Below are 16,188 nucleotides of genomic sequence, written 5' to 3'. Positions count from 1 at the left end.
ATTCAGGCTACACGTGTTTTCTTTCTTTGTTCGGACTGTTGCTTATTTCCCTTTAACTTCCGGAAAATACTTTCACCTATTCCAACAATCCCTTTCGGAAAGTAAATAACAAAGATAATAAATACAGAACCGACAATTAACATCCATAAATCTGTGTAAGAACTAACAATCGTCTCAAGGGAAACGATTAATGCTGCACCTAGTACAGGACCAAGCATCGTTCCAGCCCCTCCAATTATTACCATTATTAATACAGCACCTGACATTGTCCAATAGACATCACTTGGCGCAATAAAACCATTAAAATATGTGTACAATGCTCCTGCTAATCCTCCTATCCCTCCCGCTATAACAAATGCTAAATATTTATAAAGATTTGTGTGATATCCCATTGATTTCACTCTCATTTCATTTTCTCTTATACCAATTAACACTTGACCAATTGGTGATTTCACAAAAATCCTTAGACATGCATAAGCGATGAAGAAAACAAATAATACTAAATAGAATATAAAAACAGTATTAGAAAATTGGAAATCTCCTAAAGTAGCTCTCGGTATACCGGATAATCCATTAGAACCACCGGTTATAGAAGTTGATTGATAGATGAAAGAGTAAATCATTTGTGAAAAAGCTAAGGTTAGCATTAAGAAATAAAAACCGCTTACTTTCATACAGAATAAACCAATTACTGCAGCCAAAATTGCTGATAATGCAACTGCTAATGCCATCGAGACGATTACATTACTCGAAATATGTTGAGCTACAAGTCCAGCAGTATAAGCACCTACTCCAAAAAATGCTGCGTGACCAAGTGAAACAAGTCCAGTAAAACCAACTAAAATATTTAAACTAAGCGCAAATATTGCTAGAATCAAAATTTCAGTTAATAGGTTCATATGAAAGAGTGAAAGAATAAAAGGGGCTAAACCTAAAGCAACAATAGCTATAAGAAATTTCGATAAAGTATTTTTCATGTTTAAGCCACCTTCTTTCCTAATAAGCCATTCGGTCTAAACACCAGGACAATTGCCATTAACCCAAATATAAGAAACATACTAAACTCTGGAAAAATAAATCGACTAAACGTTTCTACAGTTCCAACAAGCACGCTCGCAACTAATGTACCTGTAATTGACCCAAGTCCTCCAATAACTAATACTACCAAAGCAAGAATTAACGTTTGAAACTCCATACCTGGATAAATCCCTAGAATTGGGGCTGCAACAACTCCTCCAAAACCTGCTAATAGTCCTCCAAAAACAAATACAATTGTAAAAACTAATTTTATATTAATGCCAAGTGCTCCAATCATCTCTTTGTCGCTCAAACCTGCTCGTATAATCGCTCCCCACCGTGTTTTGTCTTGAATCAACCATAGTGAAAGGGCTAATGCTGACCCCACAAAGATGATAACTAAGCGGTATACAGGAAACGTTTGTCCAAAAATTGAGACGGAACCAGTTAAGATAGTTGGCACTGTAATTGATAGAACGTTCGACCCCCATATAAGTTTTGCAATATCATGTAATACATAGGCTAAACCAAACGTTAATAACACTTGTGATAAGTGCCCCAGATGATAGGTAGGGCGGAGCAACGTTCGCTCCACCACTAATGCTAATAATGCAACTACAACCGGGGCAATAAATAAGGCAAGCCAGAAACTTTGTGTATATGTTACTGTTAGTGAATAGCCAATATACGCTCCAAACATATATAGAGAACCATGAGCTAAGTTCAAAACTCCTAAAATGCCGAATACAAGTGAGAGACCACAAGTAACGATAAACAAGAGTAGACCATACGATACACCATTAACTAATTGTGCGCCGATTATATCCACGATAAAACTCCTTCTTTAATTTTCTATTATTCTCCTTGATCTTGAACTGCATCAATACTTTGAACAACGTTATTTTCTGTTCTTTCACCTTCTATAACCGTTTCAGTAATGTACATATTTTGGATGATATGATGCGTTTCTTTATCAAATTCAATTGGTCCACGTGGACTTGTAAATGAAACATTTGAAATTGCTTCTACTATCGCTTCTGGATTAGATGCATCCCCTTCTAAACTTTTAGTAGCTTCAACGATTATTCGCGCAGCATCATATCCTTCTAAAGACTCAATTGTCGGACGTCTGTCATAAGCTTCTTCGTACGCTTCCACAAACGCTTGATTTTCTTCTGTTTCTATACTGTAGTCCCAAAAGGTTGATGCAAAGACACCTTCGGCTGCATTTCCAATTGTTTCACGTAAGTCTTCAGCGACTAACCAACCTGAGCCTATTAGTGGCATTGTGTCTTTCAATCCATACTCCTCATATTGCTGAACAAAACGAACTGCATCACTTCCAGCAAAAAATGCATACACTCCGTCTGCATCTTCTCCACCAATCGTCGTTAAGTAAGACGCATAGTCATTGTTACCTAAAGGTGGATATACTTCACCGACAACTTCACCACCGGCTGCAGTATACGCTTCAATAAATGCAGATGAAACTTCGCGTCCAAAAGCGTAATCTGCTGCGGCAATATATATTTTTCCCCCGATGTTTTCATACGCCCACTCACCCATTGAGTGACCAATTTGCCAAGATGAGAATGAAGATCTCCAAATATAATCACTGCGTTGTTCTCTCGTTAAATCATTTCCTCCCGCGTGTGAGGCCAAATATGGCAGTTGATTAGAATCTACTTCATCACGAATCGCGTATGCAACAGCAGTACTTACTGCACCAGTTAAGATATCAATATTATCCTGATCCATTAATTTTCGAATTCTTCGTAAACCAACTTGCGGATCTGCTTCTGTGTCCTCCTCTATTAACTCGATCGTTTTCCCTGAAACTTCCCATTCAATGCTATCAAAATAAAGTTTCATTCCATCCGACAAATCATTTCCCAATGATGCATAAACGCCTGAGAATGGAAGAATTGAGCCAATTTTAATTGTCTCTCCCTGTTCATCATTAGCTTGTTGTTCTGTTTCATTACCAGCATTATTTAAATTAGATTCATTAGAACTAGACTCTATAGCACTGTCTCCACAAGCTGAAAGAAATAGTAACGCAAAAGTAAAACTAAAAACTAATAATATTCCCCTTCTCATATCCAACACCCCTTTAGCTTTTTTTGCAATCGCTTTCAAAAAACTACTGTAGCCCCCTTTTTTTGTATTCTTAATATTATGATATATCTGATATTGTTTTATTTCAATACTTTTTTTAAACTACCGTCTATAAAAACAAATAAAAAGTTATTCTCTCATTTAATAATATACTGTATAATAGGTTTTACATCACTTTTAGTTTCTATATTTAATACGTTCGTTATTATAACGTTATATGACTTGTTAAGTTCTTATTCTAATATTCTCTCAAGAAAGGGTGAACTAATTGATAAAAGTAAAGAAGGAAAACCATGAAATTTACCCAATTATTGTATCCAATAGCTCTAGTTTAAAAAGTATAAACTTCTTTTTGATTAAATCTAATCAGTCACTAACTTTAATTGATGCTGGTTTAGAAACATCCGATTGCCTCGATGCACTAGTAGATACTCTGAATCGTAACGGACTTACCATAAAAGATTTAACAGAGATCATACTAACCCATCATCATATTGATCATGTAGGTTTAGTCGATCAAGTGGTTTCCCTCCATCCAATTCCTGTGTATGTTCATCCTGTGTCAATTCCCCGTTTAAAAAGGGATAATGACTTTCTTGAAATGAGAATTGACTTCTTTGCCAATTTATATGAACAAATGGGTTGTGACGAGTCTGGTTGGAAACAAATCAACTATTTAAAACAATCGTTAGAGAACAATAAACATAACTTTATCCAAGCAAATCTTACACCCTTAAAAAATAATCGTATAAATGACTTTGACATTATTCATGTTCCCGGACATGCCCCTGACCAAATCGCACTCTATGATAAAACAAGAAACTGGTTGATCTCAGGTGATCTATTAATTAATCACATTTCAAGCAACGCTCTGGTTGAACCCGATCACCATGGAAAACGTATGTTTACACTAATTGACCATATGAATTCTTTAAAAAAGTGCCAGTCTTTACCTATCGAAACTGTTTTCCCTGGGCACGGTATATTGATAGAAAACCCCATCGAAATAATACAAAAAAGATTAGATAGTGTTGTTGGAAAAGCAGTTAAGCTAAAAACTCTCATTCAGCAAGGTCACTCCACAGCAGATGACCTCGCTCAAGCCTTTTACAAAAAAAGCTATGAAAAACAATTTTCTCTTGTTATGTCTGAAATTATTGGTCATTTAGATTATTTAGAGGTAGAAGGAGAAATTGAGAAGACTTTTGCGGGAGGCGTTTGGCAATATTCGATATCATAGAAAAAGGTTAGAGATTATCTACTATTAGGTGGTTCATGGTCTTGTATTAATATTACCTATAGTTAATATGAGCTTACCCCTCTGGATAAGATATAACAAAATTACCACTTATATCTTAAATAAACTTAGTGTCTTTTTATCTATTTTATTGCTTTATTATCATCGAAGTTGTTTGGAAGAATGACCGCTCGCTTTCCGTTGGATGACCCGCTAGACTCCTTGAGCAAACGAACGCTCAGTGGAGTCTCAATTCTTCCACAGGAGTCTCGCCGATTCTTCCCAAACAACAATTTTTTATAAAGTCAGTTTACATAACCGTTATTGTTTCTGATAAAAGGCTTGAAGAAGCAAATAAACACCAACCATGTAGAAAGACTTTCTATGTTGACTTTCTCTTTTGAAAAAAGAGGAAGAGACACGATCTTTTTCCCGCGGAAGCTGAGAAGTTGCCCGTGGAAAACGTCCGCTTAAAGCGGATTCAAGCCCTTCTATTCGAAGGTAAACAATTATCTCTATAAAAGACCACATTCCCCTTAAGAAAACATCGTCCTAATCTATGCTTTCTTAACGTATAAAATAAGACAACATATAAATTTTGATACTATTAAAAAGACTGATAAGATTATTTCCTCATCAGCCCTTGAAAGCGAACCTACTTTTTCACTTAAAAATACGATCACCTAAAAAGGAAACGGTCGTGGTTTTTTTTGAACCGAAATCCAACGTACTGTTGTAAATTCTTCCAATGACCAATCCCCTCCATAACGACCTAGCCCTGAAGACTTCTCTCCTCCAAAAGGAGTATTTGGTTCACAATTTACACTCTGGTCATTTACGTGAATCATCCCAGTATGGATTTGCAATGCAACATCTACACCATTTTCAAGATTACTAGTAAAAATTGAACCACTAAGACCAAAATCACTGTCATTAGCTATGCTAATGGCCTCCTCTTCACTATCTGCAGGTAAAATAGCTGCAACAGGACCGAACAATTCATCTTTTGCTACAGCCAATTTGTTTGTAACATCCTTTAATATTACAGGCTCCATAAGATTACCGGTTATTTTCCCTCGCTGCACACATGTTGCTCCCTCCTTAATAGATTCTTCGATCCATGATTGAATTTTGTCTACTTGATTTGAATTAATAAGGGGACCAATAAATACATCGGCATCAATAGGATTACCTGCTTTAAGCATCTTCGTTTTTTCGGTGAATACCTTTACAAATTCATCATAAATTTTTTGATGTACTATAATTCGGTTTAATGACATACAGATTTGTCCTTGATGAAGAAACTTCCCATAGACCGCGGCACTTGCTGCTTGTTTAACATCTGCATCCTCAAGTACGATCATGATGTTGTTTCCACCTAGCTCAAGTGCAACACGCTTCAAATTAGCCCCACACAATTCTCCAATGTGACGCCCAGCTTTGGTTGAACCTGTAAAAGAAATGACATTTGGAATTGAGTGTTCAACAAAAGAATCTCCAATCTCAGCTATCTCTGTTACAACGACATTTAAGAGACCTTTTAAACCTGCTTCTTCAAGAATACTTGCAATGATCAAACCACCTGATATAAAAGTTTGTTGGTCCGGTTTTACTACGACTCCATTTCCAACTGCTAAAGCTGGTATAATGGCACGCATAGATAAATAGAGCGGGAAATTAAATGGGCTAATTACCCCTACAACACCAACCGGCAGACGATAAATCCGATTTTCTTTATCAGGTATTCTGAAGGTACCACTTCACTTTTCATGCGCAACGATAATGTTGCTAACCCTTGAATATCAGCTAAAACTAATCCAATTTCAGCTTGCGCTTTTGCGTGGCTGCTACCTGTTTCAGCGACAAGGGTTTCAATGATTTCCGCTCTACGACTTTCAATAACCTTAGCTGACTTTTTTATAATTGCAGCACGCTTATCTGGGGACGTCTTTTGCCATATCTTTTGAGCAAAACTAGCTTCTGTGTATGCTCTATCAATGTCACCAACAGATGCTAATTGTATTTTAACTAGTTCCGATTGATCAAACGGATTCTGATTGCTATACATATTTTTACTTGTACCTATTTGCCATTCTCCACCAATATACTGTTTTGATTACTCACTAAATGTTGTTGCAGTTGTCATACGTTTGTCTCTCCTTTCTAATCCATTTTTATAACGGGTTTAATTGTGGAACCATTTTTAGAATCTTCAACCGCTTGATTGATTTCTGCAAAATCATAGAATTTGATCAATTTATCAAATGGAAATTTCCCTTGTTTGTAAAGTTCAATCAATTGAGGAATAAAGACACGTGGAATACTATCTCCCTCAACTACACCAGTGATTGTTTTATTCGCTAATAGCAAATCGTTAACATCAATTTTTTCTTCTCTACCGAGTGCGGGTGCACCAATTTGGCAAACAGTTCCTCTTAAACCCAGCGAATCTACAGCTTGTCTTAATATACCTGGAACACCTGCTGTTTCAACTGCATAGTTCACACCACTACCTAATTTTCATAATTTCTTCAGGTACATTTACACCAAGTGCATTTACTATATGAGTAGCACCTAATTCCTTTGCTAATTCAAGCCTATTTTCATGAATATCGACAGCAATGATCGTCCCACAACTTATCGCTTTCGCTGCCATTAGCGCACTAAGTCCAACGGCTCCTGCTCCAAACACCGCAATACTTGAACCAGTTTCTGGTTGTAATCTATTTAAGACTGCACCACTTCCAGTTTGAATTCCACATCCGAGCGGTCCAAGTAACGCTAAGTCCACTTCTTTATCGACTTTAACAACATTGCGTTCGTTAGCTACTGTATAAGTTCCAAACGAAGACTGACCGAAGAAGTTAGATAACCCTTCATTATCATGGTTATGATGACGACACGTCCCATCCTCCATTTTCCCTACAAAATTTAGGTCAAAAAAACGTTCACAAACATACGGATGCCCCGACAAACACTGTGAACATTTGCCGCAATGTGCAAATCCCATTACAACATGATCTCCCGGTGCTAATGAAGTTACACTCTGACCTACTTTCTCAATAATCCCTGAACCCTCATGTCCTAAGACAGCAGGTAAGGGAACTGGGTATTCTTGATCACGTGCAACCATATCTGTATGACATATACCTGATGCAACAATACGAATAAGGACTTCTTCTGCTTTTGGCTCATCTAGATTAATCGTTTCAATATTAAATTTAGCCCCTTTTGATTTAGTGACAGCAGCCTTGATTTGCATTTAAATTACTCCCAAAATATATTTTTTTGATTTTTGATATTCTTCTAGATGAATCTACTAATCACCTCCTCACAAAACTATGATAACGCTTTCAATTATTGCGCATAAAACTACTCACGCTATAGTTTATACTCCTATGACACTCTATATTTTGAGGTACAAGTGCATAAGATAAAATTGTGAATATTCCTAATATTATAATACATCTAATATTGATTTCATCAACACCTTTTTATTACTTCCGTTTAAAAAACGAATGATCATTTGATCTTTTCATACACCGCTCAAGTCTGTTACGACAAAAAGTTTTCTCATGTCATGTCTGGAATTTTTAGTCATTTAGGTTATTTAGAGGTAAAAAGAGAAGTTGAGAAGACTCTTATAGGAAGGGTTTGGCAATATTCGATTTCATAGAAAAAGGTAAGGATTTTCCACTATTAGTAGGTTCGTGGTCTTCTTATTGCTATAAGCTTATAGTTCATGAGCTTTTACATGGATTTTTATTAATAGAAGTAATTTAATTTCCGATGATATACATGATAAAAAAGACTGATAGGAATATTCCCTTATCAGCCAGTTGAAAGCGAACCTTAACCTCAATTTGAAAGACCCGGTTATGTAATTCAAAAAATGTTGAGATAATCATAAGTTTTTGTCTCTGATAAGCTTTGATAAAAGATAACCAATACAAGCAAGAAAATAGTGAATTCTTTTCAGAGTTACTTCTCTTCTTTGACCATCTTCTATTCTCTAATCTCTTTTAATACGTTATTAATTATATACATAGAGTCCCATTTATAACCAGAAATAGCAATAAGAGCTGGAGGTTGTGGAAATAACCTTTGATTAATTTCCGAGGCTGATAATCCATTTCCATTAAGGTCAAGGATATCTGACCTTACGTTTTCCAAGTAATCCAATTTCTTTTGAATTACTAGTTTTCCATCCTGAATGTATCCCGCGTGGCTGCAAAATATTCCCTTAAAATCATATGTTAGAACCTTTCTTAAGGATAAAATCATTGCATATATCGACTCTTCCGGCAGAGCTCCTTTTAGTTTTGAAGTAATAAATAGATCACCGGAAAATAAGACCCCTGTTGTTGTATTCAAAAGCACTATATGATCTTTTGAATGTCCTGGTGTGGATATCACTTTCCAAGAGTTATTCCTAGACCTAATAATATCTTTAATCGGAAGTGCAATAAATCCTTCCCTTTGTCCCCAAAATTCTTTTCTAAATCGAGGATATTCACTAACGTTTAAACATTCATTAATAGAATGATGATTAATATAGATAGGACATTTAAGATTTTGTTGGATCCAAGGAGCACATCCCGTGTGGTCCTCATGGTAATGAGTAAGTGCGACAAAATCAATTTCGTTTCTTTTGAAAAATGGAATGTATTCATGAAGTAATGACACAGGACCTGTGTCTATTAACATAGAATCTATTAAAAACATATTGACTGCCATAGGTACTCCTTTTAATTTCACGTGTCCTTTCACACAAGTAACATTAGAATGAGAGGTTACTTCTATCATTTCGAGCCCCTTTTCCTTCCTTTTTTTATAGATCTTGTTCAAAGGGTAAAAATAACTATTTTTGTCCAATTTTTTATATCAATTGATTTGAATTAAAATTGAAAAGACTGTAAAGTTTATATGCCATCATTAATTCAAATCTCATCTCAGCATCATCTAAATCAATTTGTATCAGTTCTAATACTCGCTCTAGTCGGTACTCTAAAGTACTGCGATGAATAAAAAGTTGTTTTGATGCATTACTTAGACTTCCATTATTATTTAAATAGACTTGCAATGTTTCAAATAGATTAACGCTATTATTCATTGAATACTTTAATAGCGGTCCTAAGTGTTTTTTAACAAATAATTCAGCTGCTAATTGATCGCTCGTATTATTTAAGATTGTGTAAGACCCTAGATCATCGTAAAATGAAAACCCTCCTTGAAGATAACGATGAGAAACCACATTTTTCGTCTTTACTGATTGAACGTAACAATAGTAATAGTCCTCTAATTTGGCTGTTTTCCCTCCTATTCCTAAATAGATTGTTGTTTTCATTCTTTCCTTAGTCACTAAGGTTAGCATTCTTTGATGAAGTTTTTGCCAATAGTCCAACTTGCCTTTGTCTCCTATCGTCTTAACAATTAAAATAAATTCATTATCCTTCCGTGTTAAAATAATGGACGAATCATATAATGAAAGGCTAGTCTTAATTTGATCCCAAAGCCATGTTCTATAACTTTCTAGAACAACTACATTTGTTTCTTCTTGACCATTGATTTCTAAAGACATTGTTGCAATTTGATGAGGTTCTAATACATCCCAATTGATTAGTGTCGCGTATTGAATTAATTTTTCTTTATCATCTATTTTTTTAGAGAAAAGCTGATTAATAAAGCTTTCTTTAACTTGTTCTTTTGCATCGAGTACTGATTTCTGTTTAATGAACTCAATGGCATAGACATTAAGCGCGTAATCAAGCGTTAATCGTAACACGCGGTCTATCGTTCTATTAGGTAAACTGATAACTAAATAGCCCAATGTGTCTCTCCCGCCAGTTATAGGCCATACCGCACATGGAACACCCCTATCCTCATACCTATTTAGCCAAAACTCTCGTGAATTAAGCTGCGTGATACGCTGCTTTTGTTCTATTACTTTTTTTTCAATAATAGATTGTAAATTTTTATCTTCATATTTAAAATAACTAGACATTGGCTTTAAAAAACGATCGTACAGTAGGATAGAGCTTTCTAACATCGAACTAATTGTTTTTGAAATATCATTTAAATCCTCACCCTGCACTGTTTTTTTTACAAGTTCTTGGTGATGTTCCATGAGTCGTTCCATTCTCTTTTTACTTTCAAATTCCAATTCATAAAGTCTTGCATTTTCTATCTGCATCGAAACAAAAGCAGATACAAATTTCAAAAATTCCAAATCGTCATCTGAAAATTGTTCGTTCTCGTTTTTACATACATAAAGCACACCTATTGTCTTCAAATTTACACTTAAGGGAACCGTTAATTCATTGCATCCCGGTATTTCAACAGCGGGGAAGTAATTATCTATAGGAAAATTTGTATCTACAGATATATTTTCGGATAAGGTAACAGAGCCATAAAATGGTGGGTGAAAACTAAAACAACTGTTTGGTTCATCAAACAAATACACCATAGCGCCTTTTGCTTGAGTGCCTTTACCAGCTCGTTCCACAATTTTCTCAATCAAATCCTCTATAGTAGAACCTGGATATATGTTTTCTCTAATCCATTCAATTCCTTTAATTTTCCGCTTTTGTTTTTCCTTCTCTTTGGCCAAATCGATTGCAACTGCTACATCATGTCCAAACTCCACGAAAATTTTCTCTGCTTCTATAACCAATGGTATAAAATCACGAAACCCAATGACACAAAGACCAATTTGTTTCTTATTATGATTCAGAGGCACAGTAAACCATGTTAAAATTTCCTCTTTTTCCATAGCTTTTCTAAAACTACATGGAAATGTCTCTTGTTGATCATTAGGCCCCCAAAGAGCATCCTCTAAAAGATTAGCCGAGCAATCTTCTACGTCCAACCTTAAGGTCTTCTCTATAGTAAACTCTTCGCCAATCCATACTCTAGGAATTAATTTATTATCTTCTTTTAAGATGACTCCAACTAAATCACAGGTAAATTCCTTATAAAATGATTCTAACAAGTAATTCAGCGTTTCTTCTAAAGTATCAAACTTAATTAATTGACGAGTAATGCTTCTTAGGTGCGTGTTGATTTTTTGCTTTAGTTTTTCCTGTTTAACGTTCAGATCCATTAAAAACGCCCCTTTTTATGAATCACTGCATATGTATGAAAAATCAGCTTGGAAGAACTCTCACAAGCTGGTTTTTACTATAAACGAAATAGTCTGACTATCAAAATAAACTTTAATATTTATCATTTAGCTTATCTTTTTGTCATTTGATTCTTTATCTGTTTGATCATCTTCTTTTTTAAATATGGTTGTTTTTTGGATAACGAAGTATAGAACAAGTCCGATAACAATTGCATACGATGCACCATATGCAAACAAGACAATAGCCATTATCCCTGCTACACCACGTTCAGTATTATCTTTAAGCTGTTCAATACCAATCGAGATACATAGATAACCGGTAATTAGTAATGTTAAAGACAACGCTATCGGTAAAACAGGTTGGAAAAGGGTAACTAATGGTAACAATATAGTTGCTAATAGCATTGCCATAATTAGTGAAGCCGTACCTGAATATATAGAGTCCATTGCATTGCGTCCATATTTATACCTTTCAAGTACAGAAGCTGTACCAGCAGTAAAAATTGGACCAGCTAGTCCTGGATGAGGTGCAAACAGGGCATGGATAAAATTACGAATAAATGTAAGCGTATGCATATTACTCAAGCTCAAATGAACCTTCTCATCTTTTCTAAATTCACTTGCTTTTTGGAATAATGAAGTTCCAACAACAATATCTCCATAAGCGATAATATAAGCAAGTAAAGCGGTTGGAATCGCCATTAAAATAATACTTAAACTTGGAAAACCTACTACAAATGGTGTAAAACTCCATAATTCAGCAAAATTAGGAACAACAATTCCCCATTCAATATTTGGTGCAGGGTATTCTCTCGTCACCCAACCAATAATAACAGCAACAATAATCGCTGGCATGATTCCGTAATTTCCGATAAACTTTGCAATTTTATTCGTTTTATAAAGTCTTTGGAACGATTTCGAGAACATAATGTAAAAACATACAAGTGAACCAATGATTAAAGAAATAGGTGTACTAGCCAATCTTCCACCTTCAATAATTTCGCCATGAATAGCAGCAATACCTGCACCAATTAAAATTCCTGCTTTTAATGAATTCGGTAATTTAGTAACAATCGCTTTCCCCAAACCAGTTATTCCTAAGATTAAGAAAATAAATGCAACTGATAGTTGCAAAGCAACGAGAGCTTTTACTGCATCAGGTCCTGGTTCAAAATTACCTAGAAAAATAATAACTAAAGGGATGGCTGCAGTGATAAAGCCTGGTACTAACGGAATACCCATAATGGGTCCCATAAGCATTGTTATAAGATAAATAACTGCTACAGCTAAGGCCGCATCATAGGAAAAACCAACATAATTTTGTAACAACGGGATAACAGCTAAGCCTATTGAAAACAATACAAAACCTTGTATTAGCTCCGGAGTCTCGAGTCGAAAATGAACAAAAGGCAATCGAATTTGAAATGGTCCTAATTTCCAATACGGTTGTTCTTCTCCATCTTTACGCTTATAAAGTGCCATGTTTTTTCCCCCTTATTATTATAAAATAAACTCAAAGTATAATTATTGGAAACGTAACTATCACACTTGAAACTTGTTAAGAAAGAAGCTCCTTGGCTATTAGAACTCGTTGTATTTGGTTCGTCCCTTCATAGATCTGCATAATCTTGGCATCCCTAAAGTATTTCTCGACAGTATATTCTCGGATAAACCCATACCCTCCAAGTATTTGTACAGCATCAGTTGTGACTTCCATAGCCGTATCAGATGCAAAGCATTTTGCAAATGAAGCTTGTTTTATAGATGGTTTACCATCTTGAAGCAATCCCACTGCCTTATGAACCAGAAGTCTTGATGCTTCTATTTTCATTGCCATATCAGCTAACATAAATTGAATCGCTTGAAGTTGAGCAATGGGTTTTCCAAACTGTTTACGCTCTTTCGCATATTTGATTGATGCATCCAGGGCAGCTTGTGCAATTCCAAGAGCTTGAGCGCCTACCATCGGTCTAGCATTCATAAGACCTTTCATAAAGATTTTAAAACCTTCACCTTCTTCACCAATTCTGTTCATCGCCGGTACTCGAACACATTCAAAGATAACAGATGCTGTATTCGATGCACGTAAACCTAGCTTTTTTTCTTTCTCCCCAATACTAATCCCAGTTAGATCGCGGTCAACTATAAATGCTGTAAACCTTTTTGAGGAACTGTCATCTTTTACGGTAGCTAAAACTACAAAAAAGTCAGCATAGCTGGCATTAGTAATAAAACACTTTTCACCATCTAGAATATACTCATCTCCATCCTTTACAGCTCTAGTGGCTAGAGAGCTTACATCACTTCCTGCACCGGGCTCTGTCAAGGCAAAGGCGGCAAACTTACCCTCTTTCGTAAGTTTCGTTAGATATTTCTTCTTTAATTCTTCACTAGCCCCTACCAAAATCGGATAGGAGGAGAGTGAGTTTGCTTCTAAACTTGTTGCGACAGCTGCACAAGCTTTTGATATCTCTTCAATAATCAGCGCATGTGAGATCTTATCAATCCCAGGGCCACCGTACTTTTCGGGAATTGCTAAATTGCTAAGACCGTACTCGTGTAGTTTTTGCATGATAGGCATCGGAAATGTTTCTTCTTCATCATATTTACTTGCAAAAGGAGCAATCTCATTAGAAGCAAAGTCTTTTGCTAACTCTTTTATGGCTACCTGTTCTTCTGTTAACTGATAACTCATCATCTCACCTCTATATATTCAAATAAATTTTAATGCTTCTATTGTTCTTGCAAGTAGGATACAACCTTCACGAGTAAATGGAGCATGAATAGTGTCTTTTGTTGTAAAGAGGTAGTCTCCTCTCTCTAACGAATATTTACCTATTCTGCATGAACCCTCAATTACAAATACCTCTTCATCCGCAGGATGATCGTGTAACGGAAAGGAGCTACTCGGTTCCATTTTAATTAGAACGGTACTACCTCCTTCTTCAAATTTATAAAGCGTCTTTATGAACACACCTTCATAAGGGAGAGGTTTCCATTCTTTATTTGCTGAAACATATCGACTTTCTTTCATATCTTGTGAATTCATCTATATTCCATCCTTTCTAAGCTTACAGTTAATAGAGAAATTAACGTAATTCGTTTTTCAGCACTTCTATTAGATGTTCTTGAAGAGCCACCTTTTTAATTTTCCCACTCGCTGTCATAGGAAGTTCTTCAACGATCAACACTTTATCAGGTACTTTGTAATCTGCAATTCTTGTCTTAATAAAATCCATTAAATTTTTCTCATCAGCTTGAGCAGACGATTTTAACTTAATACAAGCACATGTGACCTCACCTAAAACGGTATCTGGCAATCCAACAATCGCAACCTCAAGAACATCCTCATGTGTATAGTAGATTTCTTCAATTTCACGAGGATAAATATTGTATCCACCACGAATAATTAGCTCTTTCTTACGGCCGACAATTCGAAGGTAATCACGGTCATCAAGAGTGCCAAGGTCTCCTGTATAAAACCAGCCATTCTCGTCTAGCGCTTCCGCTGTCTTATTAGGCATATTATAGTATCCTTTCATTACGCCGAAACTACGACACGCAATTTCACCTACTTCACCAACAGCTAAATCCTCACGCTCTGCATTTACAATTTTCACCTCTGCACCTGGAAGTGCTTTCCCGACTGTTTCTGCACGAACAATGTCATTATCATCAAACTTTGTCATAGTTAATGTTGGCGATGTCTCACTAAGTCCGTATGCAACTATAATGTCACATCCCATATCAGATCGTATTTTTTTTACTATCTCAATCGGACACGGTGCTGCTGCAACGAGTCCCGTTCGTAAGGATGACAAGTTATACTTTGAGAAGTCTTGATGGTTCAGCTCTAAAATAAACATTGTTGGGACTCCGTGCTTTACTGTTATGCCTTCGTCTTGAATAACTTCTAAAGCTTCTTTTGGTTTATACTGATCCATTAAAACCATTCTTGCAGAAGAAGCAATTGTACTTATGATACTCGGGACCATTCCAAACACATGAAACACTGGTACCGCCACTAAAAAAACATCAGCAGGTGTACACTTCATTTCTTCAGCAGAAATCACTCCTGTTTTCACGACATTTGAATGGGTCAACATCGCTCCTTTTGGCGCTCCGGTTGAGCCAGATGTATAAAGTATAGAGAAGACATCTTCTTCAGGCTTAATGACCACAGGATTAAAGGTAGAGTCTTTTCCTGCTTCAACCAAATCTTCGTAGTTTAGCAACCCTTCATATTCATACCTTACCGTAATCAACATCTCTAAGCTCTTTATTGTCTGCTCTGCATGGATAAATTGTTTAGCGTGAGTAATTCCACTGAATTCTTTTGTAAAAAAGGCAACTCTCGCTTCAGAGTTCCTGAGGATATACTCTACTTCCTCCGTTCGGTAACGGGTATTAAAGGGGACGATAATTGCACCTAAGTGGGAAATAGCCATATAAATAACGACAAATTCATTCCAATTAGGCAAACAAACCGCTATTTTATCCCCTTTTTTAATCCCTTTTCTTTGTAACGTTGAGGAAAGGCTGATCGATTTTTCCCAGAGATCTTTGTATGACATTCTTGAGATACCATCAAAAAGGACTTCCCGCTCCGGCCCATTTTCGACAGCGCTTTCAAGCAATTGAGAAATGCTTAAATAACCAAGTTCTCTATGCATATAATCATCCCTTTTTATTT

11 protein-coding genes and 2 pseudogenes are annotated in these 16,188 nt (G+C 36.0%); 1 reads left to right on the top strand and 12 read right to left on the bottom strand.

Features of this window, described 5'->3' with window-relative positions; all coding sequences use genetic code 11:
• Positions 1 to 2: 2 nt before the first annotated feature.
• The 3 genes from ACHABW_RS09530 to ACHABW_RS09520 are packed head-to-tail and all read right to left on the bottom strand — an operon-like array spanning position 3 to position 3,117.
• Positions 3 to 977, bottom strand: a complete 975-nt coding sequence (locus tag ACHABW_RS09530; protein WP_435755085.1) for a branched-chain amino acid ABC transporter permease — start codon at positions 975 to 977, stop codon at positions 3 to 5.
• Positions 978 to 979: 2 nt separating this feature from the next.
• A complete protein-coding gene (locus ACHABW_RS09525; RefSeq protein WP_435755084.1) occupies positions 980 to 1,846 on the bottom strand; it encodes a branched-chain amino acid ABC transporter permease in 867 nt (288 codons plus the stop codon).
• A 26-nt stretch (positions 1,847 to 1,872) separates the two neighbouring features.
• Positions 1,873 to 3,117: an ABC transporter substrate-binding protein gene (locus ACHABW_RS09520; RefSeq protein WP_435755149.1), complete on the bottom strand. Its 1,245-nt coding sequence runs from the start codon at positions 3,115 to 3,117 to the stop codon at positions 1,873 to 1,875.
• Positions 3,118 to 3,403: 286 nt separating this feature from the next.
• Between ACHABW_RS09520 and ACHABW_RS09515 the strand changes: the two genes are divergently transcribed.
• Entirely contained in the window at positions 3,404 to 4,375 is a 972-nt protein-coding gene (locus tag ACHABW_RS09515) for an MBL fold metallo-hydrolase (protein ID WP_435755083.1), read from the top strand.
• 318 nt (positions 4,376 to 4,693) lie between these two features.
• On the opposite strand, the gene ACHABW_RS09510 is transcribed toward ACHABW_RS09515, so the two are convergent.
• The 9 genes and pseudogenes from ACHABW_RS09510 to ACHABW_RS09470 all read right to left on the bottom strand — a co-directional run bounded on the left by ACHABW_RS09510 (position 4,694) and on the right by ACHABW_RS09470 (position 16,168).
• Positions 4,694 to 4,903: a hypothetical protein gene (locus ACHABW_RS09510; RefSeq protein ID WP_435755082.1), complete on the bottom strand. Its 210-nt coding sequence runs from the start codon at positions 4,901 to 4,903 to the stop codon at positions 4,694 to 4,696.
• A 152-nt stretch (positions 4,904 to 5,055) separates the two neighbouring features.
• Positions 5,056 to 6,476, bottom strand: a pseudogene (locus ACHABW_RS09505) (aldehyde dehydrogenase family protein).
• A 59-nt stretch (positions 6,477 to 6,535) separates the two neighbouring features.
• Positions 6,536 to 7,634 (bottom strand): annotated as a pseudogene (locus ACHABW_RS09500) (NAD(P)-dependent alcohol dehydrogenase).
• Positions 7,635 to 8,377: 743 nt separating this feature from the next.
• Positions 8,378 to 9,178 carry an MBL fold metallo-hydrolase gene (locus tag ACHABW_RS09495; protein ID WP_435755081.1) on the bottom strand — a complete coding sequence of 267 codons (801 nt, stop codon included), beginning with the start codon at positions 9,176 to 9,178 and terminating at the stop codon, positions 8,378 to 8,380.
• A 73-nt stretch (positions 9,179 to 9,251) separates the two neighbouring features.
• Positions 9,252 to 11,474 carry a helix-turn-helix domain-containing protein gene (locus ACHABW_RS09490; RefSeq protein ID WP_435755080.1) on the bottom strand — a complete coding sequence of 741 codons (2,223 nt, stop codon included), beginning with the start codon at positions 11,472 to 11,474 and terminating at the stop codon, positions 9,252 to 9,254.
• Between the two features lie 126 nt (positions 11,475 to 11,600).
• Complete coding sequence (locus tag ACHABW_RS09485; RefSeq protein ID WP_435755079.1) at positions 11,601 to 12,977, bottom strand: solute carrier family 23 protein; 1,377 nt, start codon at positions 12,975 to 12,977, stop codon at positions 11,601 to 11,603.
• A gap of 76 nt (positions 12,978 to 13,053) precedes the next feature.
• Positions 13,054 to 14,190, bottom strand: coding sequence for an acyl-CoA dehydrogenase family protein (locus ACHABW_RS09480; RefSeq protein ID WP_435755148.1), 1,137 nt, complete (start codon positions 14,188 to 14,190; stop codon positions 13,054 to 13,056).
• An 18-nt stretch (positions 14,191 to 14,208) separates the two neighbouring features.
• Entirely contained in the window at positions 14,209 to 14,544 is a 336-nt protein-coding gene (locus tag ACHABW_RS09475; RefSeq protein WP_435755078.1) for a cupin domain-containing protein, read from the bottom strand.
• Positions 14,545 to 14,584: 40 nt separating this feature from the next.
• Complete coding sequence (locus tag ACHABW_RS09470; RefSeq protein ID WP_435755077.1) at positions 14,585 to 16,168, bottom strand: class I adenylate-forming enzyme family protein; 1,584 nt, start codon at positions 16,166 to 16,168, stop codon at positions 14,585 to 14,587.
• Between the last annotated feature and the right edge of the window lie 20 nt (positions 16,169 to 16,188).

The sequence above is a fragment of the Salipaludibacillus sp. CF4.18 genome (genome assembly GCF_051262595.1).
In the GTDB taxonomy this organism is placed as follows: domain Bacteria; phylum Bacillota; class Bacilli; order Bacillales; family Salisediminibacteriaceae; genus Salipaludibacillus; species Salipaludibacillus neizhouensis.
The sequence above is the reverse complement of the archived record's forward strand: the minus strand, read 5'-3'. Positions and strand labels throughout refer to the sequence as shown.